The sequence below is a fragment of the Salinarchaeum sp. IM2453 genome (assembly GCF_019693215.1).
GTDB lineage: Archaea > Halobacteriota > Halobacteria > Halobacteriales > Salinarchaeaceae > IM2453.
The window spans coordinates 1,879,416-1,904,905 of sequence record NZ_CP081183.1 but is presented as its reverse complement, the minus strand read 5'-3'; the positions used below and the strand labels follow the sequence as shown (position 1 = coordinate 1,904,905).

21 protein-coding genes are annotated in these 25,490 nt (G+C 46.1%); 9 read left to right on the top strand and 12 right to left on the bottom strand.

The annotated features are described in order from the left end of the window. Positions 1 to 103: 103 nt before the first annotated feature. The 3 genes from K0C01_RS09185 to K0C01_RS09175 form a co-directional block, all read right to left on the bottom strand. A complete protein-coding gene (locus K0C01_RS09185; RefSeq protein WP_221169411.1) occupies positions 104 to 4,057 on the bottom strand; it encodes a S8 family serine peptidase in 3,954 nt (1,317 codons plus the stop codon). Between the two features lie 45 nt (positions 4,058 to 4,102). Next, positions 4,103 to 4,891, bottom strand: a complete 789-nt coding sequence (locus tag K0C01_RS09180) for a CPBP family intramembrane glutamic endopeptidase (RefSeq protein WP_221169410.1) — start codon at positions 4,889 to 4,891, stop codon at positions 4,103 to 4,105. Between the two features lie 75 nt (positions 4,892 to 4,966). Then, complete coding sequence (locus tag K0C01_RS09175) at positions 4,967 to 6,043, bottom strand: Mrp/NBP35 family ATP-binding protein (protein ID WP_221169409.1); 1,077 nt, start codon at positions 6,041 to 6,043, stop codon at positions 4,967 to 4,969. 197 nt (positions 6,044 to 6,240) lie between these two features. On the opposite strand from K0C01_RS09175, the gene K0C01_RS09170 reads away from it, so the two are divergent. After that, on the top strand, positions 6,241 to 6,795 hold the full coding sequence (locus K0C01_RS09170; protein ID WP_221169408.1) for a nitrous oxide reductase accessory protein NosL: 555 nt from the start codon (positions 6,241 to 6,243) through the stop codon (positions 6,793 to 6,795). 545 nt (positions 6,796 to 7,340) lie between these two features. Here the strand turns inward: K0C01_RS09170 and K0C01_RS09165 are convergent. The 3 genes from K0C01_RS09165 to K0C01_RS09155 are packed head-to-tail and all read right to left on the bottom strand — an operon-like array spanning position 7,341 to position 10,781. Then, positions 7,341 to 8,156: an ABC transporter permease gene (locus tag K0C01_RS09165; protein WP_221169407.1), complete on the bottom strand. Its 816-nt coding sequence runs from the start codon at positions 8,154 to 8,156 to the stop codon at positions 7,341 to 7,343. 34 nt (positions 8,157 to 8,190) lie between these two features. Then, positions 8,191 to 8,922 carry an ABC transporter ATP-binding protein gene (locus tag K0C01_RS09160; RefSeq protein WP_221169406.1) on the bottom strand — a complete coding sequence of 244 codons (732 nt, stop codon included), beginning with the start codon at positions 8,920 to 8,922 and terminating at the stop codon, positions 8,191 to 8,193. Then, entirely contained in the window at positions 8,919 to 10,781 is a 1,863-nt protein-coding gene (locus K0C01_RS09155; RefSeq protein ID WP_221169405.1) for a NosD domain-containing protein, read from the bottom strand. The genes K0C01_RS09160 and K0C01_RS09155 overlap by 4 nt, the downstream gene beginning before the upstream one ends. A 206-nt stretch (positions 10,782 to 10,987) precedes the next feature. Here K0C01_RS09155 and K0C01_RS09150 point away from each other — a divergent pair, with 206 nt between their 5' ends. From K0C01_RS09150 to K0C01_RS09130, 5 genes are all read left to right on the top strand, one after another. After that, positions 10,988 to 11,548, top strand: a complete 561-nt coding sequence (locus K0C01_RS09150; protein WP_221169404.1) for a plastocyanin/azurin family copper-binding protein — start codon at positions 10,988 to 10,990, stop codon at positions 11,546 to 11,548. A gap of 101 nt (positions 11,549 to 11,649) precedes the next feature. Beyond that, positions 11,650 to 12,693, top strand: coding sequence for a phytoene/squalene synthase family protein (locus K0C01_RS09145; RefSeq protein ID WP_221169403.1), 1,044 nt, complete (start codon positions 11,650 to 11,652; stop codon positions 12,691 to 12,693). Between the two features lie 114 nt (positions 12,694 to 12,807). Further along, on the top strand, positions 12,808 to 13,398 hold the full coding sequence (locus K0C01_RS09140) for a DUF7409 domain-containing protein (protein ID WP_221169402.1): 591 nt from the start codon (positions 12,808 to 12,810) through the stop codon (positions 13,396 to 13,398). Positions 13,399 to 13,655: 257 nt separating this feature from the next. Then, positions 13,656 to 14,444: a class I fructose-bisphosphate aldolase gene (locus tag K0C01_RS09135; protein WP_221169401.1), complete on the top strand. Its 789-nt coding sequence runs from the start codon at positions 13,656 to 13,658 to the stop codon at positions 14,442 to 14,444. Next, entirely contained in the window at positions 14,441 to 15,289 is an 849-nt protein-coding gene (locus K0C01_RS09130) for a class 1 fructose-bisphosphatase (protein ID WP_221169400.1), read from the top strand. The genes K0C01_RS09135 and K0C01_RS09130 overlap by 4 nt, the downstream gene beginning before the upstream one ends. 63 nt (positions 15,290 to 15,352) lie before the next feature. On the opposite strand, the gene lrpA1 is transcribed toward K0C01_RS09130, so the two are convergent. The 5 genes from lrpA1 to aroA form a co-directional block, all read right to left on the bottom strand. Further along, positions 15,353 to 15,781, bottom strand: coding sequence for an HTH-type transcriptional regulator LrpA1 (lrpA1, locus tag K0C01_RS09125; protein WP_221169399.1), 429 nt, complete (start codon positions 15,779 to 15,781; stop codon positions 15,353 to 15,355). A 182-nt stretch (positions 15,782 to 15,963) separates the two neighbouring features. Continuing rightward, the gene (locus K0C01_RS09120) at positions 15,964 to 16,902 is read right to left on the bottom strand and encodes a thiamine pyrophosphate-dependent enzyme (RefSeq protein ID WP_221169398.1); all 939 of its coding nucleotides are present in this window, start codon (positions 16,900 to 16,902) and stop codon (positions 15,964 to 15,966) included. A gap of 2 nt (positions 16,903 to 16,904) precedes the next feature. Next, a complete protein-coding gene (locus K0C01_RS09115; RefSeq protein WP_221169397.1) occupies positions 16,905 to 18,794 on the bottom strand; it encodes a 2-oxoacid:acceptor oxidoreductase subunit alpha in 1,890 nt (629 codons plus the stop codon). Between the two features lie 434 nt (positions 18,795 to 19,228). Next, positions 19,229 to 20,416, bottom strand: coding sequence for a chorismate synthase (gene aroC / locus K0C01_RS09110; RefSeq protein ID WP_221169396.1), 1,188 nt, complete (start codon positions 20,414 to 20,416; stop codon positions 19,229 to 19,231). 163 nt (positions 20,417 to 20,579) lie between these two features. After that, positions 20,580 to 21,863, bottom strand: coding sequence for a 3-phosphoshikimate 1-carboxyvinyltransferase (gene aroA / locus K0C01_RS09105; RefSeq protein ID WP_221169395.1), 1,284 nt, complete (start codon positions 21,861 to 21,863; stop codon positions 20,580 to 20,582). 156 nt (positions 21,864 to 22,019) lie between these two features. Between aroA and K0C01_RS09100 the strand changes: the two genes are divergently transcribed. From K0C01_RS09100 to yqeC, 3 genes are read left to right on the top strand one after another with little or no spacing between them, the layout of a single operon-like run. Then, on the top strand, positions 22,020 to 23,480 hold the full coding sequence (locus K0C01_RS09100; RefSeq protein WP_221169394.1) for an NAD(P)H-hydrate dehydratase: 1,461 nt from the start codon (positions 22,020 to 22,022) through the stop codon (positions 23,478 to 23,480). After that, the gene (gene moaC / locus K0C01_RS09095) at positions 23,473 to 23,955 is read left to right on the top strand and encodes a cyclic pyranopterin monophosphate synthase MoaC (RefSeq protein ID WP_221169393.1); all 483 of its coding nucleotides are present in this window, start codon (positions 23,473 to 23,475) and stop codon (positions 23,953 to 23,955) included. The genes K0C01_RS09100 and moaC overlap by 8 nt, the downstream gene beginning before the upstream one ends. An 11-nt stretch (positions 23,956 to 23,966) precedes the next feature. Further along, positions 23,967 to 24,704, top strand: coding sequence for a selenium cofactor biosynthesis protein YqeC (yqeC, locus tag K0C01_RS09090; RefSeq protein ID WP_221169392.1), 738 nt, complete (start codon positions 23,967 to 23,969; stop codon positions 24,702 to 24,704). A 50-nt stretch (positions 24,705 to 24,754) separates the two neighbouring features. Here yqeC and K0C01_RS09085 read toward each other — a convergent pair whose 3' ends face one another. Next, a complete protein-coding gene (locus K0C01_RS09085) occupies positions 24,755 to 25,411 on the bottom strand; it encodes a molybdenum cofactor guanylyltransferase (RefSeq protein WP_221169391.1) in 657 nt (218 codons plus the stop codon). Positions 25,412 to 25,490: the final 79 nt, after the last annotated feature.

Sequence of the window (25,490 nt, the reverse complement as noted above, 5' to 3'; positions counted from 1 at the left end):
CGGGCGGAATTAAATTCGCCACCGGTCGTTTCGCTGGCTCCACGCCAGAGACCACGGCGAAGCCACGGGCCACCGCGCCCGTGGTACTTCACTTGTAAGTAGATTACTTACCCCGATGACTGGTGTTAGTTGCAGACATATTCTCTTTTCCAGACTGGATATGGACTACCGTAGCTATAATGCCAATAAGGATAGCAATGATAAGAAGAACAGCAATTAGTCGAGTGACACTTTCTGTTTCAGTTACTGAGACACCAGATGGTTCATAAATGTAGATTCGGTCTACTGATTGACCATTAACGGCGAGGTCATATGGACCAGCATGCTCGAACCGATGGGTCAACTCAACGGTTTTAGATTGCTGTGCATCCACCAAGGCAGCTTTTGCTGTAACTGGGTTGTTATTGGCTGTCAACTCAAGTAAGATTCCTCCCTGTGCACCACCTGAATTCCTTAGTGTTATTGATACGATAACTTCGTCATTTGTCTCATGGTTCATCTCATTGACAGAGACTTGATCTATGCTGATGTTAGCTGGCTCAAGATTACTGCTTATACTCACCGTTTGGGTGACTGATTCGTTTACGGTGTTCACGCTGTAATCATACTGACCATCATCCAAATCAGATGGAATAAGGTATGAGAGTGGAAGGATCGTCTGTTCACCTGGGTCAAGCGTCACTCTTCTATCAGCTACAGGAGAGGGATTATCGCCAAATATGAACTCCACAGAATCAGTGTATGTTGAACCACCCTGATTTTCGATTGTTGGATAAACAGTATATGTATGGCCCTGACCAACTTCATCAGGAGCAACAAGGTCGGTTATTGCCATATACGGGACACCTTCACCAAATGCGCCAACAGTTCCACTTTCTGAGATTGTTCCAGAGATAGTCTGCTCTACCTCATCAACAGACGACTCTGAGATAGGCGTCCAAGAATCGGTGGAAGGATCAAATCTGTAAAACTGGACGGTAGCATTTTTTGCTCCAAGGACATCTTCACGGTCATATCCAACGGTAATACTCATCTGTCCAGAAGAGGACTGTTGTTCAGTTTCGTAAAAGATATCTAGCGACCCATATTCTGGAAATGGGGCTGGTTCTGTAGAGGATGAGAACTCCATCTGACTCCCGGTTAAGATTAACGACCGATCTACGTACTCGGTCTGAACTTGGTTATCTCCCTTTGTGACATCCTCAAAAAGAATTCCACCGCCACTGATAGTACTGTCCTGCATATTGAGTCCAGTTGTCCCATCAGCAATTGTAAGTGATGTTGCATCCGCTGCAATTTCCAACCGGTCAAGATCTACATTGGTACTTTCAGTGATCTTTACACCGTTCTGTACATCAGTTAGATTGCTCTCTTCGATGATTAAATTCATACTCTCATCGGCTAATATTCCAGTCTCAGCTGCTGTGATGTTCACAGTTGCAAATTCTTCAACAGTGGTCCCAGAAATCTCGATGCCTGTTTTTAATTGCTCATTGCTGCTAATTGTGATGTCCTCTACCGTACCAACTTCACTATTAATCTCAATACCAGTTTCTTCTGCCGTAGCTTCGATATCTGTGATATGATTAACAGAACGGTCAACAGTGATAGCTTTGTTAACCGACTGGTAGTGTGTACCTGTGATAGCATGGCCATCATCCATGACAGTTCCAGTGTGAGGCCCTTCGATATGCGAGTTCTGTACTGTGACGCCAAGTTCACTGGCCTTGATTCCGATATCAGGGGATCCTTCAAGAGAAATTGAAGAAATCGTTGTATTCAGTCCCTCAGCAAGGATACCTACTGTCTCTCTGTTATCGGGAATCCCTGAAATGCTAATGTTAGCTTGTCCACCATCACCTCGGAAGGTAATTGATTTATCGATCTCAAGAGCGGTTGTACCAGTTATTGTCTCCTCAAACGTTGTATCAGTGTCCAGAGCGATTGTTGTATCACGCGCAGTGAAATCAATTACATCCTGTAAGCTGTCCGGATCATGGTCGTTAGGGATGTGAAGTGTCTCTGGTTGGACAGTCGTCTCAGGCGATTCAAGTGTCGTCTCGGAATTATCTCCGGTAAATGTATGTATTAGTTGAACACCCGATATAAGATCCTCGTCTGTATCGATTGTTATCCTCAATTCTTCTTCTTCATGCTGACCGACATCAACATCTGTCGACTCATTGAATGAAATCTCTTCCCCATTAAAATGTGGGGTAAGAGAAGATTCATTTATTGGTTCACCCGCAATCGTTTTACCCTGTACGTCTAGTGTATATGAATCAATATTTGTTGCACGTAGAGTTAATTCAATCTGGTTACCTGGGTCAATGCGAAAAGCGGGGCCATCAACGATTTCGGCATCAGCCACTGATTCATCGAGATTAAAGTTAATTTCCTGTGTCTCCCCGGGACCAATAGAAATCTCTGAGGATTTCGGCTGCCATCCAAATGAATCCGCTGTAATCGTTTGTTCCCCGTCTGGGACAGAAAGCGTGTATGAACCATCTTCACCAGACCGTGTTGAGCCACCAATACTAGATTGCACTGTAGCATCAGTTGCAGGCTCTCCGTCAATCGTCACGGTGCCAGTAATCGATGCATCAGCAAGCAGTTCATTTGTGGTTTCAAGACTGTCTATAATTCCTTGTCCGTACAGAGTATCTTCAGCATTAGGACCGCCTGGATGAACAGCTGTTTCGACTATGGCATCTTGTATCAAGTGATTGTCAACATCCCCATCTGCTGCGCTGATAGCTAAAGCAGCAGCGCCAGCAGTATGCGGCGAAGCCATGCTTGTCCCTGATTTTGAGGTCAATGCATCTGTCGTACCAGCTTCAGCGCTTTGCACGAATACGCCCGGAGCAGCGACATCCGGCGTAGTATATTCGGTCGGCCAATCGTCGCGAGCAGCTTCTCCCCACGCACTCTCGGTTGTAACAATTTCTCCGCTAGAGAAGAATGGCACAGCACCCCATGATGTAACAGCTCCAGTTGAAACTACTTGAGGTATATTTCCGGGAGAACTGGATACTCCTTGACCAGCATTTCCGATTGCCGCAGATACGATTTGTCCAGCGTCACGGGCATTTTCTACCGGTTCAATGAATCCCTCTTCATACCCAGTCACTCCGAGACTAAGTTGAATAATGTCAATTTCATCATCCCGTTCAATAGCCCACTCCATCCCAGCCAAAACCTGAGCAAAAGATCCTCTTCCCTCTTCATCCAGTACTCGAACACCGTGTAGGTCAGCGTCTGGAGCAACTCCAATTGCTGTTCTATCGACCGGATCCCCCGTCACCGTACCAGCAACATGTGTACCATGTCCATCTGGATCAGTCGGGTCTGATTGTACAGAGTCACCGGTCCGATCAAATTCAGCCCACCCCTCAACATCAATTGCTTCATGATCGTCATCGACACCAGTATCAAGCACAGCTACGCCGGCATCTTCGCCAGCGGTATTGTATGCTGTCCACGTCTGTGGAGCTCGAATCATGTCGAGTCCATATGTAACAAAGTCAACATCCTGTTGCGATCCCATGGTGGCGCGTGATATATTTGTATTAGAGGCTGGAATTCGGCTATTTTGATGATCAGACCGGTCTATATCAGCAGAATAATAGTCAGTCTGATCTGTTGAACTTGTGACATTAAAGTTAGGATGTGTGTGATCAACACCTGAGATATTTTCGAAGCCTTCTTTGGAGACATATTCTGGATCATACTCAACTAATACTGCATTTGCGATCCAGAATGTCCGTGTAACGTCAAGATATGGTGTTCGATTAGCTTCCTCAATGAGGTCCGATTGAGTATTAGTGGCCTGTGATTTCAGATCAGAGGTCGATGTGACTGTGTCTTCGTCAGAAGAGAATCGGATGACTAATGACTCATTCTTGTCGACATGCTCTTCCGATACGTTATTCGAAAGGAAGTGTGGAGTACCTGTATGATTCTCACTGATTCCACCGGCAGGAGTTACAAATCCGATTCCTATCGCTATAAAACAAAAGAACAGTAGTGCAAGCAGTGTTCCCCGAGAGATACGCATTATATGATGCATACATGGGCGAAAAGATAAGTATTGTATGCTGTGTTAACTGAGACCAAGCAGCGTCATGAATTCAGCCATCTCATCATTTGTTAGAGCGAAATACATACCCGCTGCCTGCAAAGCGTTGAATATGCCATGTATGACAATTGGGACAACAATGTTTTTTGTAATTTCGTATGTAATTCCCAAGATTGCTCCCAACACCACGTATACCCCCATCATAAAGACAAACCCAGAGGTTGAAGAAGCGATAAGGGCACCAGCATGAGCAACTGCAAAGATAATGCTTGCAAAGAGGATTCCATAGCCCAGTGAAAGTCGATCAACAAGTCGCCGTTGGATAATCCCTCTGAATAATAGTTCTTCTGCAGGACCGATGATGAACAACGTAATTGGAATAAACAACAGAAGGATCTCTGGGTTCCCAGTTGCAGTTTGCTGTATACCATGTTCGGCCGCATCAACACCAATCACCAACTCAACTGCTGAGACAAATATTAAAGCGACAAATAATGATACAAGGCCGATGACAATCCAGGCAATATGCCGGAGGGAAGGGATTTCAATCTGAATCAGGCTTTCTTTTGTGTACCATAAGTAAGCCAATGCAACTCCACCAAATCCAATCACTTGTAAGCCAATTATCTCAGCAGCAAATAGTGCGATCACATTGTCAAAGATATTGACACCGTACAAATACATCCCTCCTGCCATTAGAAACACACCAATAATTCCAACAAGGAAGCCAAGTACTGCGATACCGGCACCGGCAAGGAACTCACGTATGATCTTTCTGGTTGAGAGGGATTCTACGCTTTGCCGTTGTTCCATACACAATAGAATATGTGCCTGTGACGCGTATATATTCCGATTATTGAGTACCAAATGGTGTGTTCAGCTGCGTGATTATAACCAACTTTCAGATTTCTGTGACGGACGATTGTGTAAGACATTGGAGTCAGCAGTATCCTTTCGTGATACCACACCAACGCGGTTTAGCGTCTTTTTTGCCAGTGTTTCAAACTCATTTTTTGCTGGACTCGTTTTGTTGGTTACCACTCCGCTAGGTGTGTTGGAATTAAGTGTTGGGTCTACCGGAACGTTACCAAGTACTGGAGTGTCATATGCATCAGCTAAGCGATCTCCTCCACCGGATCCAAATACTTCGTGCTGATCTCCACAGCTCGGACACTCAAAACTAGACATATTCTCAATAATGCCAATGACTGGGACATTATGTTCTCCGAACAGATCCAATCCCTTGATCGCATCATCTGTTGCCATTGATTGTGGTGTCGTGACACCAATAACGCCGGTGACTGGAACTGTCTGAAGCAGTGTTATCTTAACGTCTCCTGTTCCGGGAGGTAAATCAACAATTAGATAGTCAAGGTCTCCCCATCTTACGTCGGTCAAAAGTTCCTGAATAGCACTATTAATCATTGGTCCGCGTAGTGCGGCAGCATCAGCTTCAGGAATAACAAGTCCTGGACTCATTACCGACAGGCCGTGTGTTTCTACTGGTATCGGATATCCATCATCTGTCATCGTAGGAGCTGACTGAATATCGAGCAACTGTGGGATGTTCGGTCCGTATACATCAGCGTCAAGTAATCCGACATCTGCCCCTCGGTCCGCAATTGTATGAGCAAGATTAGCAGCAATTGTTGATTTGCCGACCCCACCCTTACCAGAGGTAACCGCAATAATATTTCGAACACCACTAAGTATATCCACAGATTGGTTCATTGGCGACTGAAGTTCTGGGTCAAGGCCAGCATTTTCAACGACAGATCGAATTTTGCTTGCCATCGCCATTTCATCGGGAGAGTAAGGAGCATTAAATCCAAGAGTGATACGTGCAGTATTGTTCTCAACGGTAAGATCCTCAACTAATCCGAGAGAAACAATATCAGCATTTAATTGCGGGTCATTTATATCACGGAGTTGTTCTGTGAGATATTCAGGACCGAGGTCATGCATAGATTGGTACCAAGTACGTATAATAATAAGACTATTCCACAATTTCATGTTCTGCAAACGATCTTCCAATATTGCAATTATCCGTTGATTCTTAGCTCGCTTATAGTGATAGCAAAGTTATCGCTATGACAGAAGAAAATGTAACGCGCTATATTTCGTCCAGCGTGAGTTGGACACCAGTTGAAGACACCACCAGTATGTCATACACACGACGATCGGCTCTTGGTACAGTTGGACTTATCACAGCTGTTGGTACGAGTGGGTGTACAGACTTGGATATTTTTTCTGGAGAGGAGGATATTTCACCTGTCGAGGTTTCTGACTCCGAAGATTGCGAAGAATGTGGGATGATTGTTAAGAACCATCCCGGACCGATTGGCCAAGGGTATTATGAGAATAATGGGAATGATGAGCCTAAGCATTTCTGTAGCGGGTACTGCTTATATGAGTACACATTTAAGCGGGAAAACGAAGAAAATGACCCGATTAGTCTGTTTCTAACAGATTACTCGGGGGTAGACTACTCGATTAATAATGACAACGAGCTCTCAGCACACACTGACGTAGAGCATCTAGTCAACGCCGATGAATTGTATATTGTATTTGATACAGAGATTGAGGGAGCAATGGGACCGGCTTTCGTACCGTTTTCAGATGAATCGGATGCTACAGACTTCGCTGACACTCATGGTGGAATGGTAAACGAGCATGATGAAATTACTCCCGAAATAGTTGACAATCACGGGATGTGATATACATCGATGACATCCTCCGCGCCGCGAACGGCGCGGGTTCCTCTCGCGTGGAGTCAGGCGGTCCGACACCACCGGAGGCAAGATCCCCGTTAGAGGTACTCCGGTTTGCACGCAAGCCGTCGGTCCCTGACGGGAGTAGTGTGCTTGAGTATCCACTTGGCCCGTGCGGGCGGTGCCATCCACCTGACTCAGACTCGCGTCCGCGTCTGACTCGGGCAGGCTCGCGTTTTTGATGACGGGTGAGCACCAACCTACACCCACTTTTCCCGAGTTGTTGGGTTTGTGTACGACCTCAGTGGGCATACATCCGTGGAAAGCGAGGGGAACGTGGACGCAATTCACGCCCGCCCTGTTCGGTCCTCCGTTCAGACTTGCGTCCGAATACTCGCCTCTCATGGGAAGGGCGGAATTCTCTCGCTGTTACAGATAGCTACTAGTGAACGATGGATGTCAAGCTCTCAAAATAGACTCAGAGGTACTCTTTCGGCAAGTACCTCCAGAGAGACTCGAAGACACTCAGCCTATTCTACCGAAGGATCAGATCACCGTTGCTGTATAAATACTGCAATACTCACAGGTATGATTGTCCAAGCCATAATACTTATCGCGTTTATAACTGAGTGTGCAGCAGTAGGTTCTGATGCACCCAAAACATGTTCGAAGACCAATCCGCGGTATGCGCTGTTTGGAGTCATTGCTGAGAGATATATCGACAAATCAGGAAACCGCTCAAGAGCGATTAGCGCCAGCAGATCACCTCCAAAGGAGATAAACATAAATAAAATAGCAATAAGCGCCAGTGCACTCCAAAGTGATTTAGCAAAAGCAGAAATTGCAAGAGCAATAGCAACGATCGGAAGAGTATATAATACGGTTAATACGATAAATCGTCCAAACAAGATTGGTGAATCAGCAGCGTCATGCGTCTCATAGAATGGCACGGTCTCAACAGACGTTACTGCTGTCAGTCCGGCAACGGCCAAAAGTGGAAAGAAGACTATCACAATGGTCCAAAGCGCTCGTCCGATGAATACGCCAGCAACGTAAGTCCATTGCCTAACCGGAAAGGTTTGAAGGATGTCATGCTCACCACTGGTAGTATCCGAGAGGATTGCTCGATATCCAAATGCGAATCCAAGTACAGGAACTAAGATTTCGAGTGGGGTCAGTAAGTCAACGACAGCGGGGCCGTAACCAGCTTCATAGCCTCCAGCTGAGTGGGCAAGTCCAATAATAACTGCAATAAATGCAATCCCCAGTACAAAATATGTACGTGTTCGCCAGACAGTTTTCACCTCTCTACTGATGATTGCCTGTAGTCGAAATGCTCGAGTTTGGATTTGCTCTTTTACTGTCATTTATTAAGTATCTCAGGGGAATGCTGTTTGTTGCTTATGGTGTAACTGTTTCATGTGATGCTGGAATTAAGTCATGGTACGCTTGGTGCAGTGATTGAACATTTGTCCGATCCTGAAGAGCATCTGTGGTCCCACGGTGCTTGATCTGTCCGTTAATTAGCAATAGCACGCGATTGGCATATCGGTCTACACTATCAAGATCGTGTGAACTCACAAGTACCGTCGTGTGCTCATCAGCAATTGTTTCGGTCGCCTCGAACACGCGGGTTGTCATCGTAGGATCTAGACCACTGGTTGGCTCATCAAGGATGATGATAGGAGGATTTCCGATGGTTGCTTGTGCGATCCCGAGCAATTGGATCATACCGCCGGAAAAGCCATCAACAGTACGGCTTGCTACACTATCAAGTCCTACCTGTTCAAGTATACTCACAGGCGAACTCTTATTTTGACCTACCATTTGCTGATAAAACTGAATTATCTCCCGTGCTGTAAATTGAGGCCTAAATTCAGGATGTTGAGGAAGATAGCCAATAGCTCTGGAGCTATTACTGTTGATGTGAATTGTTCCTTTATCTGGGGAAAGAAGGCCGCAAAGAATCTGAAGGAGAGTTGTCTTTCCAGCACCATTTGGTCCGATTAACCCGTATACTCTACCAGTATGGAGTGACAAGGTGCAGTCAGATAGTGCCTCGACATTCCCGTAGTTATGTGTGATTGACTCGGCTGTGAGTAGTGGTTGGTTTGAGGTATATTCTGATGTCATGTATATCGTGAGAGATTGTTTGCGGTAGATGTCTTTGCTAAAGTAACAGGAGTTGTGAGTGGATCTGTGTCGACTATGCTCTCTGATCGAAGCCCGGGTGTCGTGCCTTGTATTGTCCGTAACATCTGTAGCGCTGGGGCGTGTGCAAGCGTTCTAGCTCCATGGTCTGATCGAGCTTGCTGGTCAACTGTATCAGTAGGGACAAATGGTCGTGTGCTGGTGTTAGAGGTCCCCCAATTTGGCGCATCACTCCAATGGTTTCCAACGTTGTCAGTCCATATTCGTAATGGTCCAGATAGGGTGTCTGCATGCTGGGTATTGTCAATAAAATCGTTTTGGGAAACAATACTTGTTGGAGTGACAACAGATGTTCGAGCCCCTATGTCGTTTTCTTTAAGGAGATTTTGCTCATAGATAGATCCGGGAGCAGACATAACGATCCCAATTTCATTGTTAATGACTTCATTCTCTTGTACAAACATTCGGTTACCATAAATTGACATACCGTTTCCTCCATTCCTGACATGATTATTAACGATGGAAACACCAGTTGGATTTGTCATCACGGTTATCCCGTCATGTATGTGACGTTCGATACTATTTCCGGCAATCAAAACATCTGAAGAATACATTAGATGGACACCGAACCGGGTGTTTGTCATCGTATTATTCCGTACAACTAACCCGTCGGAGCGGTGCGAGTAAACTCCATCTCGACCGTTCAAAAACGACGACTGCTCAACAATTCCCGAAGACCGCATAGCAACCACGCCCATAAATCCTTCCAGCCAGTGGTCAGACCCAACGACAGAGATGTTTCTGACAACAGGATCTGCGGTATCCCGAAGTAATACACCATTTGCTGACGTATTTATACTAACATTCGAAATCAATGGTCGGCTGGCATTGATCGCTGTAACTCCAGCATCACCGTGTCCGTATCCAGCTTCAATTCGGCTGTCCCAACCCTCGGCACCGACGTCAGTATGTCCGAATGAGTCACCAGCTCCCTTGATATGTACATCAGAAATAGCAACGTCATCTGCGGTTACATTGATGACTGAGCCAGTATTGTTCCCGACAATCGTTGTATTTGATCCACGAAGAGTTATGGACTGATTAATGGTGATCTGTTGCTCGTATCGACCCTCTGAAAGAAGAACAGTGCTGTTTGATGGTGCATTTTGAATGGCAGATTGTACTGATTCATTCGGCTGTACGACTGTTGTTTTTGCTCGGTCTAAGTATCTCGTTGTGGTATTGATCAGCTTGTTTGATCTCTGATGTTGGTCATCAACTAGATCCTCTTGATTCCGGTGGCTACTCTGGTTGTTATTTTGCAAGTCTTCCCAAGTACGAAGAACACCACCGTATCGTTCGATAAACAGTTCTGCCTGTCGCTCATCGGAGAATGGTATGGTTACTGGGCCAGATGGTAGGTTCATTTTGCTATTTTGCACATAAACTGCGTCAGACGCCGGAATCCAACCTGGAGATACCTCAACTGACGGATGTCCGTGGTCATCAAGAGTCAAATTTGTATTAGTAAAGTCAGTTACGTAGGTTGCAATTGGGCTGCCAAATTGCTCTTCATGCCGATCAGAATCATACTCTGTTGCAGCTAAAGCAGGATCATGGTATCCAAGAGGATGCCTGTATCGGTCATAGAATACTTGGACGCCAGGGGTCGCCTCTTCAGAGACTGCGTCTGTATCTTCCAAGGTTCCGCTTATTTTAACAGTATCATCAAATGAAACAGGATCAACAGTAGTTTCAGAGGGATTTGCGATAAACAATCCAACCGACGATACGGCAGTGAATACAATCAGTCCTGAAACGATCCAAGTGTGTGCGGACACGTCGATAGGTGTTATAAAGATATGTACATACACATATTGCTAGATTTCAGACGTTGAACACAGGGGTAAGCTGTAAATATTAGATATAAATTCACCTGAGGTTAAAGATTTTCAGATTATCATCTGGATTTAACTACAGGAGAAGTTGCATAGTTTGAAGCTCCGCTAAATAGACTATATAACCTTCTTTCATTGGTGGAGAGTGCATGGCACGTCTTAATCGACGAAAACTCGCCAAGATTAGTGGAACAGCTGCGTTGTTGCCAGCATTAGCTGGCTGTGCTGACTTGTTGGATGATAACGGGGATAACGATGATAACGGAGATAACGGGGATGATAATGGGGAAGATGGATTTGATTTCGAAGACGCAGAGCAACGAGCCGAGGAGTTTCTTGAGGAGCAAAATGCAGCTGGGGCAGACAACGGATGGAAGAGCGAGGACTTACGAGGGGAACAAGAAGTGACAGTTGATGCTGGATTTCCGTATTATGACCCGGCACTGCTAATTGTTGATGAAGGGACTGAAATCACTTGGGAGGTTGGCGGTGGTCATAATGTAATCACACTTGATGTTGAAGGAGATAATGCGGTAGGAGATGCTGTAACTGGAGCTTACGAGACAGATATTACTCTGGATGCTGGATCAACAGGGGAAAATGAAGTTTGGGAAGAGACTATCGATGATACAGGAGTTGCGTTGTACGGATGTACTCCACATGTAGATAGTGGTCAGTGGGGAGCAGTTGTTGTCGATTCTTCGGACTGAGTAAACGCAGGAACGACTCGGGGACAGACCCCGAGATAGTCAGATTGTTTCTTGATAGAACGCGGATTTTTTCTACCCGGATACCGTAATGTGAGTATCTAATGTCATCGGGTCGATCTCGTGGAGAAGAACTAAGATGGTGCCATGATGCTGTTGTTGATGTCTCAAGAACATTTGCAATTACGGTTGACCAATTGGAGCCACCAATGTCAGATCGTATCTGTGTTGGATATCTACTCTGTAGAATTGCTGACACCGTTGAGGACGCTGGACATATACCATCAGAAGAACAAGTTGAGTTGCTGGATCACTACCGTGAAACATTGGATGGAGAACGGTCCGTAGAATCATTCCGAACAGCAGTCGATACTTGGATTCCGGACGAACAAACGAGATCGGCTGATTGGGATGTAGTTGCAGATGTTAATCGCGTATTCAATGCGTTCGATACGTTACCGAAATCGTCACAACAAGCCATTGCGGAGCCGGCGTCTGAACTGGTTTCTGGGATGTCAATGTTTGTTGACCGATACTCCGATACGGGTGGTTTACGCATCAAGACAGTCGAGGAATTGGAAGAATACTGCTGGTATGCTGCCGGAACGGTTGGCCAACTGATTACAAATTTGTTATCCGAAGATGCATCCGAACAAGAGCGAAAGACGATGGCCAATAACGCTGAGTCGTTTGCGTTACTGCTGCAATTAGTGAATATAGCGAAAGATGTTGGAGACGATTACCGAGAAGAGAATAATGTATATTTGCCGGCAGAATGGTTAGATGATGTCGGGATTGCACAAGAAGAGGTTTCAGAAACGCAGAATGCGGATGCAGTTGGGTCAGTAGTCCAGCGAGTCGTCGACCGTGCGAATGGATACCTTGATGACGCCCAAGAATATTTAATGGCGATGCCAGACACTCAAGGTAACACACTTGCAGCGTGGGCGATACCGAAGTTGCTTGCTGTTGGAACTATACGCGAACTCCAGAAACAACCAGATCAGGTAGTAAACGGTGACGTTAAAGTTTCCCGAGCAGAAGTATATGCGCTAATCCAACGATTTGAGTCAGGAGTTCCGCGAGAACAAATCCCGGATCTACGATCTACTATGGAGAGGGAGCCACTTCATTTGGCTGAACACTAATTTTAGACAATTAACAGATTGTTCAGAAATCTAACTAAGAGAAGGTGATTGACCTTCCTGTGTTGTCGCTGGACTCACAAACGTTGAAGTCAATCGACATCATTGTATTGAGCAGTGACTGACTCACAGGATAGTACTGGTGATGTTTCTACTGTGAGCGATCTTCGAAGGCTCCGATATGTTGGTCCAGCCACAGCAGAAATTTTACGAGATGCCGATATCACAGCAGCTGACATCAAGTCGAAGAATGTCTCATATCGGAAGTTGGTTGAGAAAGGTATCAATCCCGGAGTTGCGGCTAAGATTCGCCGTGAGCATTCACTACCGTGGACAATAAGTGGCATGGGGTCAGATTTGGATCAGCGATCAGAGACTGTTTCTGGGCTTAGTGAAGCAGAGAAGCGGTGGGTATCACTGAGTAATGCGGATTGGGAAACAACAGAAGTGTCTACTGAGATTGAGCTTAAGCGACCAGAAATCCCAAAGGATGCACTTGGATTTGAGTTGATCGATGAACCACCTGAGCTTAGACCGGTAGATGATCTTGACGCAGTCGATAAAGCAATCTCGGACGAACTCGCCAAAGCAGGGGTAAATACAGTTCGGAGACTCGCGACGGTGGATCCTAAACGCTTAGCGGACGCAGTAGAGATTAGTGAGGAAATACTTCAGGAATTACACGATCAGGCAGTGGAACATGCATAAGGCTCCGAACAGAGGTTGGCATATTCTGCTGTAAGTGGCTACCCATGCTTACTCACTCACTGCTGACGCGGGTCGTTTCTTGAGGATAGGGGATGTAGCCTGTAGAAGTTAATCGCGGTCTCCTACAGTCGAGCTCGAAGATTTCTTCTCAATACCTTATAAAATCAAAGTCGGTCTGATATCTTTTTCATTATTTATTCGATTCCGCTAAAGCCACCTCATAGGCTTTATAAGCTATCTCGTTGGATATACAGACGATGATACCAATTGATGAGTCTCCAATTGTCCGGGATGGTAAAGTACTAATTCTAGCGTACGACCACGGACTTGAGCATGGCCCTGCCGATTTTGATTCAGTGCCAGAGAGCATGGATCCAAAGAAAATCTTTGATGTTGCCACACATGATGCAGTGACAGGGTTTGCCGTCCAGAAAGGAGTTGCTGAGTCATACTATCCTTCATACGATGATGAAGTGAATCTTGTTGCTAAGCTAAACGGAACATCGAATCTATGGATGGGCGAACCAGATTCAGCGGTCAACTGGTCCGTGGATTATGCACATGAACTTGGAGCAGATGCAATTGGATATACACTGTATGGCGGTTCAAATAACGAGGTAGAGATGGCAGAAGAATTCCGTGAGGTCCAAGAATCTGCTCGTGATCATGACCTCCCGATCGTCATGTGGTCATATCCACGAGGACAAGGGCTGAAAAATGATAAAAAAGACGATGTGATCGCCTACGCTGCTCGACAAGCACTAGAGCTAGGAGCCGATATTGCAAAGGTCAAGCATCCAGGCAGTCAGGAAGGTATGGAATTAGCAGTCAATATGGCTGGTCCAGTGAAGGTCATCATGAGCGGTGGCTCAAAAGTTTCAGATCGTAAGTTCCTCGAAAGTGTCAAGACCACGATGGACGCTGGAGGAAAGGGTCTTGCAGTCGGACGAAATGTCTGGCAGCGCGAGGATCCAGTTAGTATTTTAGATAGTCTAGAAAAGATCATCTTCGAAGAAACAACTGTTGACGAAGCACTCCAAGCATGAGCGATACCGTTGTGGATGCCATCATCGACGAAATTGCCGCTGCTACTCCAGAAATACGAGAGATACTTTCAGGGCGGCGGGGAAAAACTGCCAAAACAAATCCAAGTGGAGAGACACAAATTGCAGCAGACGTGAAGGCAGACGAACTACTCGTCGATCGTCTTAGCGATATTGATGGTGTCGGAGAGATTGCCACCGAAGAACGAGAAGAAAAAATCACTTGTGGCAACGGATATGCTGTTACGCTTGATCCGTTAGATGGGTCTTCAAACTTGAAGTCCAACAATCCGATGGGAACCATTATTGGAATCTATGATGCTGAGCTTCCAGCAGCAGGAACAGAATTAGTAGCTGCAGGGTCTGTCGTATATGGTCCAATTACAACATTTACTGTTGCACGGGACGGAACGGTTACTGAGTACGAGGTTATCAATGGTACAAAAACTACGGCAAATGCTGATATGATGTTGCCGGACGATCCCACAGTGTATGGGTTCGGTGGCGGAGACGCTGCATGGACGGACGAGTTTAGTGAGTTTGCAAATGAAATTCGGCATGAATTAAAGCTCCGATACGGAGGGGCATTTGTTGCAGATATCAGTCAAGTACTCACATACGGTGGAATCTTTGCGTACCCATCTCTTGAAGGGTATCCCGATGGGAAGCTCCGACTACAATTTGAAGGCAATCCAGTTGCATATATTACTAAGCATGCTGGAGGAGCATCGTCTGATGGATCACAATCGATATTAGAACGTTCTCCAGAGGGACTTCATGATCGAGTTCCCGTACATGTCGGTAATACGTCGCTAATTGAGAAACTTGAAAGGGCACTACAAGGATAGAAGTATCCCACTCAGCATAAGCTAAGTCGATAAAAGCAATTTATCTGGGGATAGGCTGAGATCTTACTTGAGACGCTCCTGCAGAAATGTAGGGTGTGCTTCTGTTATACCATCGATTGATAAAACTTTGTCACTGATGACTTTCGCTAGTTCGTCACCATCACGTGCTCGAACTTCTGCCATAAGCATGTGGTCACCGCTGGAGGTATATAGCGCACGAACCTCGGACATGTCCTTCAGTTCCTGTGTTACGTCGACATACTGTTCACTTTTTGCATCCATTCCAACCATCGCAATGGATTTGCTTGAAAGCTTCTTTGGATCAACTTCAGCAGAATACCCCACGATAACACCTTCATCTTCGAGTTGGTTGATATATTTACGGACAGTTGGTTTAGAGACGCCTGCTTTCTCTGCAATTTCAGAGTAGCACGCCTGGGCATCATCTTCAAGAGCTGAGAGGATCTTTTCTTCTGTAGATTCAGTGCTCATTACTAGGTAATAATTCAGGTATAGGAAAATATCTTTTGAAAATCAGAAAGCATGTATTAGGTATGCCTAAAATAAAATGATCGGTCGAAGGCTATATTATTTTAAAGGAATTTCCAAGGATATCAAAGAGAACTTTTCAACATGGCGACTTCGTCCTTTGTTCAGTGGGAGACACCAGTATATTAGGTATGACGGTCAAGCAACTGGTATGACCGCTCAAAGTCGGGGTCATCATGATAATATCGTTTTGCAAGTGGAGACTCTGGCATCTCGCCGGTAGCCATCTTTTCCTCTGAGAGCGTTGGACGGGTCTCATCGACATAGAATCGACCAGTCAGTATTTCGCCTTCGTACAGAGCAGATTCAGCTTTTTGCATCATTTCCATTGCCTCTGACCGGTCAGTTTCATCGAACTCATACTCATCAGACTGATCAATATCGATGAATGGAACATATGACTGTGCGTCTTTGTTCCAAGTTGGACACTGTGTTAGGAAATCAACATGTGCGAACCCATCGTGTTCAATGGCCTCAGCAAGGATGGTAGCTGCCTGCCGTGGGTTTGTAGCCGCCGTTCGAGCAACATATGTGGATCCTGACGTAAGACTAAGCGAGAGCGGACGAATTGGGTCCTTTGCAGATCCATGGGGTTGAGTTTTTGATTTATGTCCTTTTGGACTAGTTGGGGACGTTTGGCCCTTCGTTAGTCCGAAGATTTCGTTATTAAATACAATGTATGTGAGATCAGGATTCTCTCTGGCTGTGTGGACAAAGTGGTTTCCACCAATTCCGTATCCATCTCCGTCACCGCCTGCGGCGATGACTTCTAAGTCGGGATTGGCGAGCTTTGCCCCTCGTGCTAAGGGGAGTGTTCGGCCATGGATTGTATGGAAGCCATATGTGTCGACATAGCTACTTAGCTTTCCAGAACACCCAATACCAGTAACTAAAAGCGTTTCATCTGGGTTGTGTCCTGTTTCCATCAATGCCTTCTTCAACGACTTGGCAACGCTAAAGTCACCACATCCAGGACACCAAGTTGGTTGTGGTTCCGCATCTGGCGTAAAGTCATCAGTACTTAGCTCACGGTCCTCCTCAAACGCACTGAATTCACTACTCATGATTAATCACCTGCTGACTGTTTTATTGTGGCATTTCCTGATAGCGATCCATCTCCATCAATTTCAGCCTTATATCCCTCAACGACTTCACGTGGTTGGAATGGTTCCCCGTCGTATTTTAGAAGACTCACCAGTTTATTTCCAAAGTCACCAAGCTCTCTTTTGATTAGGTTTGCAAGTTGTCCACTTGCATTCATCTCAAGAACGACAGCGGAATCGACATCAGAGAGGAAGTCTCGGACTTCTGAACGAGGGAAAGGAGCCATCTGTCCGATAGAAAGGCCTTGTACATCGTTGCCCTCTTCGCGCAGTATGGAGACTGCTTCTCGTAGTGTTCCTTGCATACTTCCCCAAGTGATTATACCGTACGTAGCGTCATCAGAGCCGAAGTATGTCTGGAGTTGTCCATCAAAGTCGTTCAGATCCTCCCGAACTGCTTCAACTTTTCCCATTCGTCGATCCATCTGCGCGGTTCGAATCTCGGGGACCTCGGTTATGTGCCCGGACGGCAAGTGTTCATTACTGCTCGCGAGATATCGTCCTCCTGTCTGACCAGGAACTGATCGGGGGGCAGCTGTCTCGGCATCGGTATCATATCGATGAAACTTCCCTGAAGCATCGTGAATCGCATCTTTGAGTTCTTCTTCAGAGATCACACGCCCGGGATCAGCATCCACTTCGCGATCAAAGAAACTCTTTGGCAGATTTCGATTTTCGCCTTGGACCTTCTGATCATAAATAACAATTGCTGGAAGATGGTATTCATACGCAAGTTTGAACGCTAACCGTGTGTGTTCATAGCACTCGCGGTGGCTGCCGGGGGCAAAGGCGACACGAGCAGAGTCTCCTTGGCTGCTATAAAGAACATGTTCAAGATCACTCTGTTCCGGCTTTGTTGGCATACCGGTAGAAGGTCCTGCCCGCATTGCTTCAAGGAGTACAATAGGTGTCTCTGTTTGCTCTGCGAGTCCAAGTGACTCGGTCATCAATGAGAATCCACCTCCAGAAGAACCAGACATAGCCTTGACACCAGCATGAGATGCACCAAGAGCAACATTGACAGCTGCAATTTCGTCCTCGACCTGCTCAGACATCCCGCCAAAATCTGGCAGATGTTGTGTCATGATCGTAAAGACATCTGTCCATGGCGTCATTGGATATCCAGAGATGAACCGGCAGCCAGCATCAAGTGCTCCGTATGCAATAGCATTTGAACCGGACAAAAGCACTTGTTCTTCCTCATGCTCACCGGTTGGGATTTGGAAATCATGTGTGACTTTGACAGATGATTCGACGTGATCAGACGCTTCTCGAAGAATTTGGATATTCTGTTCTTTTATTTCGCCACTCATTGACTCTCCAATAATCTCCTCAATGTAAGTGAGATCAAAGCCAATTAGACTGGCAATAACGCCGACCCCTGCTGTGTTTCGCATCACATCACGTCCATGCTTTCGGGCAATAGCCTGCAGATCGACCGGGTAAACATGCCAGTTATTTTGCTCAACTCTCTCATCGAAGTGCTCGATATTATCTGTATCGAGAACACCATCGTCATAGACAATAATGCCACCTTCCTGCAAGTCGTCGAGATTCTCAGATAGGGGTTTGATCTTTTCATCATCATAGTAGGCATCTTCATCCGGGTTTCGTGCGAATGAATCCCCCAACGCAAGTAGGCAATTGAATCCATCGCCACGCGAGGAGACCGGATCTGGGCCTGCACGTACCTCTACATATGTATGGCCACCCCGAATCCGAGATGGGAAATGTCGGTGTGTGAACACATTTAGCCCAGAGCGCATCAACGCGGTGGCGAAATTTCGACTAGTTGAGTCGATACCGTCTCCGGACCCGCCAGCAATTCGCCAAATTAGTTCATTCGTTTTCATAGTAACCCTTGGCCACGATGGCCTGAAGTATACACATGTATAGAGACCTTATACAAAAGCTTTTGCTATAGATTAACATGAATCAATTGTGAAGAATTCGAGATTTTTGATGATTAAGTCATATCTATAATTTTTATATGTATGAAATAGGCAGCCAGTAAGCAGTATTATAATTATTGTTCCGGGAAGAAGAAAGTGAAATTGTTCTTACTAATTTTACGGATACAATATTTTTGATATATGAAATGTTTTTATCCGATAATTTGCTATTTGAGTACTGATAGACTGAGACATGACTACTGATCCCTTTTCAGGAACTAGCTGGTAGCTTACTGAATGTGGTTCTCCAATCACGTAGCGGGAAATCGGTGGAGAATCACCTACTAATCAAAGCACACAAAATAACTCAGTATACCAGTGCCCCGCTTTGCATATTACTCATTCTGTGGTGAGGAAGGGTGATACTTTGTATCATATTCACCGGGTTGATTATCAAGCCGGTCAGGATTGATTCGACCAGCAAGCAGCATGAAATCAAGGATGGTGATATAAAACATAGCTTCGACGACAGGTACGGCACGCGGAGGCAGTGATGGGTCATGACGGCCAACAACGTTGATATCCTTTTGTTCCTCGGTTTCCCAATCCGCTGTTGTCTGCTCTTTTGGGATGGAGGTAGGCGCGTGCCAAGTTACTTCACCATAAATTGGTTCTCCAGTTGTGACGCCGCCCTGGAGCCCTCCATGATCATTTCCTACCGGCACGGGATCACCTTGTTCATTGACTGTATCAGGCCGAGTCTCGCCTGACTCAAATGTCCAGTCCTCATTTCGATCATACCCTGTAGTAGCGGCAGCATCTTTGCCTAATCCGAACTCAAATGCGGTTGTCGCAGGAATTGACATCATTGCCTGTCCAAGTCGAGCAGGAAAACTATCAAATCGAGGAGCACCGAGCCCTCTCGGTACACCGCGAGTCTCAAAGTAGATTGATCCTCCAACTGAATCCCCCTGTCGTTGGGTTTCTTCAAGAAGCTCACGCATTTTTTCAGCAGTTTCTGGATGTGCACACCGTACTTCGTTCGTTTCAGTGTTTTCAAGCATTTCTTTGAACGACACCTTCGGTGATCGAATGTCGTGCATCTGGTTTACATGAGCTTTAACTTGAATATCGTACTCAGACTGATCGAGAACTTGCTTTGCAATGGCCCCAGCAGCAACCCAGTTTACAGTTTCTCTTGCCGAAGCTCTTCCACCCCCACCCCAGCTTCGTGTTCCAAATTTTGCTGAATACGTGAAATCTCCATGAGACGGACGGGGAGCCGTAACAAATGGTTCATATTTACCCGACCGAGCGTCTTTATTCTGAATTACCATCCCAATTGGCATTCCGGTCGTATATCCATTTTCAACACCAGAATTAATACGGACACGGTCTGGTTCATCACGGCTTGTAGTGATTGAAGACTGGCCGGGTTTTCGGCGGTCAAGTTCGCGCTGGATGTCTTCTTGATCAATCTCAACACCTGCTGGACATCCGCTGACAGTAACACCCATTGCATCCCCGTGACTTTCGCCGTAGGTAACCATCTGGAAAAGTCTACCAAATTGATTTCCGTTCATTATCTCCCGGTGAGGGTGCTGGATATTTTATCTTTTTGAAGGTAACACATAATTAGGCACTTTATAATCTGCCTAAGCACAAACACTCACTGACAAGAACTAAAAAATCGAGAAAATAACTAGATCACCAGAATCGAACGGGGAGTTTTCGAGTTGGTATATATCAGTCCCGAATGGTTGCCCCGAGCTGTTTCATTGTGTCAAAGAACCCGGGATAGGATACATCAACATGATCGGCATTGCGGACAGTTGTATCCCCTTCTGCAACAAGTCCTGCAAGTGTCAGCGACATGATCACGCGATGATCTGCTTGGCCGTCAACAGTAGCACCTTGTAAAGAAGTCTCATCCCCATCAATAACTAATTCTGCTTCGTGTTCAGTAACTTCCGCTCCGAGCTTCGAAAGAGCAGTTGCCATCGCACTGACACGGTCAGTCTCTTTATACCGAACATGCTTGCAATTGGTAATCCGTGTAGTACCATCTGCCACAGCACCAAGAACAGCTATTGTTGGTAACAAATCTGGCGTGTCCTCTACACTGACAGTGACACCTTTAAGATCAGACCGGCGAATGTCAATCTGCCCTGCATCTTTATCCCACCGTAGCTCTGCACCCATATTCGCTAGTATATCGACAATAGCCGTATCGCCTTGGGCACTGGGTACCGCATTATTCACCGTAAGGCCTTCTGGTGCAGCAAGCGCTCCAGCTGCCAACAGGTATGAAGTAGACGAAAAGTCACCGGGAACATTATATGTTCCGTCTGTTGGTGTGTATTCTTGCTCGCCAGCAACGGCATATCCCTCATCCGTTTCGTTCGTGCTAATGTCAAATACCTCTAAAACTTCTCTCGTGATATCAACATACGGGGCCGATTTTAGCTCTGTCTCAAGGGTGATATTGATTCCAGAATCAGTTACCGGTCCCGCCATCAGTAACGCCGTAATGAACTGTGAAGACACGTCGCCCGGAATCGCTACATCACCACCCTCGATAGGGCCTTCGATAACCAGTGGGGCCTGACCATTGTTGCGTGTGCTCTCCGCTGCTCCACCCAGTTGGCGGATTGCTGAGAGTAATGGACCTTGTGGCCGTGATCGTAGCGACTGATCACCGGTTAACACGGTTATTCCGTTAGCCAAGGATGCGCAAGCAGCAGTTAGTCGGATTGTTGTGCCACTGTTTTCGCAATTTATGACATCTTCCGGAACGTCAGGAGAGCCATCAAACCCGTCAATGTATAATTTGCTCTCTTCTTTTTTTATGTCACCACCGAATGCCTCAACAGCACGAGCAGTTGCTTTTGTATCCGCACTCCATAAGGGATTTTCTACGATCGTATTGTCAGCATATCCAGCTGCAAGGATCGCACGATGTGTGTAGCTTTTCGATGGAGGGGCCTGTGCTTGGCCAGCAACGTTTGATGGAGAGACTGTGACATCCATGCAGATAGCATTGATATCAAGTGCATTTAGTCTGGCTGTTTTCGATTATACTGTAGCTACCATGATCATAGTCCATCTGAACGCAAGTTCGTTCCCAGATTAACGAGGTGATACTGGGAAATTTTAGTGACACGGCCTTAATTTGTTGCTAAGCAAATGATCCGAAGCGACAAAGTGGCTATAATTGACCGTAATGCAGAGGCGCTTGGTATTCCGCGAAAGCAGTTAATGGAATCAAGTGGACATGCTGTTGCTCAGAAAGTCATCGAACAGGCATCAAAGGGCGATAAGGTGGTAATTATCGCCGGTCGAGGTAATAACGGAGGAGATGGGTTTGTCACTGCACGTTTTTTAGGTGATTATGATGTAGAGATATTTTTGCTCGGACGTTCTGAAACAATTCGTACAGAAATTGCACGAGAAAACTGGCAAGCACTGCGGGCTGCTGAATATGATACCCACCAGGTTCGGGACTCAGTGGAATTGAGAGAAGGAGATGCAGGATCAGCAATTAAAGAAGCAGACGTAATTATCGACGCAATGCTTGGAACAGGTATCAGTGGCGGGCTTCGAGAACCGACCGCAACTGCTGCTAAAGAGATCAACAACAGTGAGGGAACAGTCGTTTCAGTCGATGTTCCGACAGGTGTGGATCCAGATACAGGCGGGACAGTCTCAGATGCCGTTGTTGCTGACGAGGTTGTTACATTTCATGATATGAAGCCTGGATTACCGGATATTGATGCTACTGTCACAGTAGCTGATATCGGAATCCCAGAAGCAGCTCAGAGGTTCGTTGGACCTGGAGACTTGCTTGTTTTGGATCGGGAATCAGATGCACACAAAGGCGATCACGGAGAGATTCTTGTCATTGGGGGAGGTCCATACACTGGAGCCCCCGCATTATCAGCGCAGGCTGCTCTCCGCGCTGGCGCTGATCTTGTTCACGTTCTATGTCCTGAGTCAGTTGTCGCTACAGTACAAAGCTATCATCAAGATATCATTACACATGCACTATCTGGCGACCAAATTCTTCCAGAACACGTTGGGGAAATGCAGGAGTTAGCTACAGACAAAGACTGTGTTGTCTTTGGCCCAGGGTTAGGACGTAATGAAACGTCACTAGATGCTGCGCGCCAGTTCCTCAGTGGAGCAGATGGTTCAATAGTCGTTGATGCAGATCCCCTTCGTGTAGTACCTGAAGTACAAACCGATGCTGATCTGTTATGTACACCTCATCAGGGTGAACTGAAGGCTATGGGAGGCAAAACCGATGATGATTGGAGTGTCCGGCAGGACCTTGTCGCTGACTTTGCAAAGGAGATCGATCAGACACTCCTCGTCAAAGGACCATATGACATCATTAGTGATGGAGCAGAAACACGTGTAAACCGAACTGGAAATCCAGGCATGACTGTGGGCGGAACTGGTGATGTGCTTGCTGGAGTTACTGGAGCGTTATTTGCTCGGGTTTCCGGAGTCACTGCAGGTGGATTAGCAGCATATATAACAGGGCGTGCTGGAGATGAAGTTGCAAGAACACATAGCCACGGATTGATGGCTTCTGATCTTCCAGATGTTGTCAGCGAAATAATCACAGGTGAAACCAATGAGTGAGGATTCCGATTTAACACATACTGACCCAGATGGATCCGTCGATATGGTTGATGTTGGAGACAAACCCGCCGTCAATCGGCGAGCAGTCGCCGAAGGAACAATACATTTGCAAGCAGAAACAGTCGCTGCGATCAATGATACAGACGTATCTAAAGGCGATGTCATTGCTACCGCACGAATTGGTGCAATTCAGGCTGTAAAGCGAACCTGGGACACAATCCCGATGTGCCATCAAATCCCGATCACTAACATCAATACGAGCTTCGACATTGCCAATGAGAAAATAACGTTGATGGTTACTGTCGAAACAACTGCACAAACAGGTTGCGAGATGGAGGCATTGAACGGTGTAACGACTGGACTCAATGTAATCTGGGATATGGTAAAATCAGCCGAGAAAAACCGGGATGGACAGTACCCAACAACACGCATCACCGACGTTAAGGTGACAAGCAAGCAAAAGGGAGGAAAATAGACAGCAGATTCATGACAGAACAATCACTTCCAAGTTTGTTTGCTGCAGAGCAGGGAGTCACGTGTGTGGTCGGGGCAGGTGGAAAGAAGACAACAATATACCGATTAGCAAATGAGTTACACAAAGCAGTTGTCACATCGACTGTGCGTATTCCAATTTTTGATAAAAAAGTCAGAAGGGTATATGTGACCGAATCCCCAGAAACTGTGTCTCCAGAATCATCAGAATGGCCAGTTGGAATCGTTCCTGAGCAGGAACGATCGGATCGCTATCGAGGGTTTGATCCGACAACCATTGATGAGTTCGCATCAAAGATTGGGGTCCCTGTGCTTGTCAAGGCTGACGGAGCTCGAACGCGTCATCTTAAAGCACCAGATAGCCGAGAACCACAGATTCCCTCAACTGCCTCAACGGTTATTCCAATCGCCAGTGCGCGGGCAATTGGAAAGCAGCTAACAGAAGATTGGGTGCATAGGCCGGAACGAGTGGCCGACATAACAGGAAAAAGCATTGGGGACAATATAGAGCCAGCTGATATTGCAGCAGTTTTAGGAAGTAAACAAGGTGGATTGAAGCAAGTTCCATCAGACGCAACAGTAGTCGGATTGATTAATATGGTAGATACAGAAGCGGATAAAGAACAGGCCCTCGCTGCAGCAAAGCAAGCAATCAACAACCAACAGATTGAGCAAATTATATTAGCTCAGATGATTGCTGAGAATCCAATAGTTGAGCAGGTTACCCATTGATTATTTCTCAGTTAACTGAGAAACAGCCACAGACGTTCGGCTTCTCTTGATTATTCGAAGTATTGTTTGGCAGCAGCAAGTTCTTCGGTAGTATTTACATTCTGAAATGTTCGTTCAGAGGTTGTGACTTCTTGTTCTGGTACTGAGACCCAATTCAAGTATTCTAAAGGAGCAAGTGCCTTTTGTTCATTTTGTTCTATCGCACACCGACAGGCCTGAGCGACAGGAGTAGACCGATACACAGCTGCTGTCGGTTGGTACCAACCAGAATTTAGTTTTGGAAGAACTGCATCATACCGGTCCACTTCTGGCTGATTACATGTTCTCTCAATATTTTCTGGCAGCGATGATGCACTGAGATACGAAAATAGGGAGTTAAGTACAGGGTTAGAAATAAATGGCATATCACAGGCAACAACAGCTGCGTACTCATCTGCTATCGAGAGTCCGGATAGCATCCCGCCGACCGGTCCGATGTCTGGAGATTCATCAATAGCAAATTTTGGTGAGAAGTTCGTGCCATGAAATACATCTTCAATGGCAGAGCGCTGATCCTCTCGACAGTTGATGATTAGCTCATCGACACTGTCGATAATCTGCGAGCAGATATGGACAATCATTGGTTGTCCGTTGATGGAGGCCAGAGCTTTGTCACCATCATCAAACCGCGTAGATCGGCCCCCGGCAAGGACAATTCCTGAGCGCATCTTTCATTTCTTATGTTCTGCGCAGAATATATATCCTTTACACGTCAGCTGTTCTGTTTAGCAGTCGAATTAAAGAGAA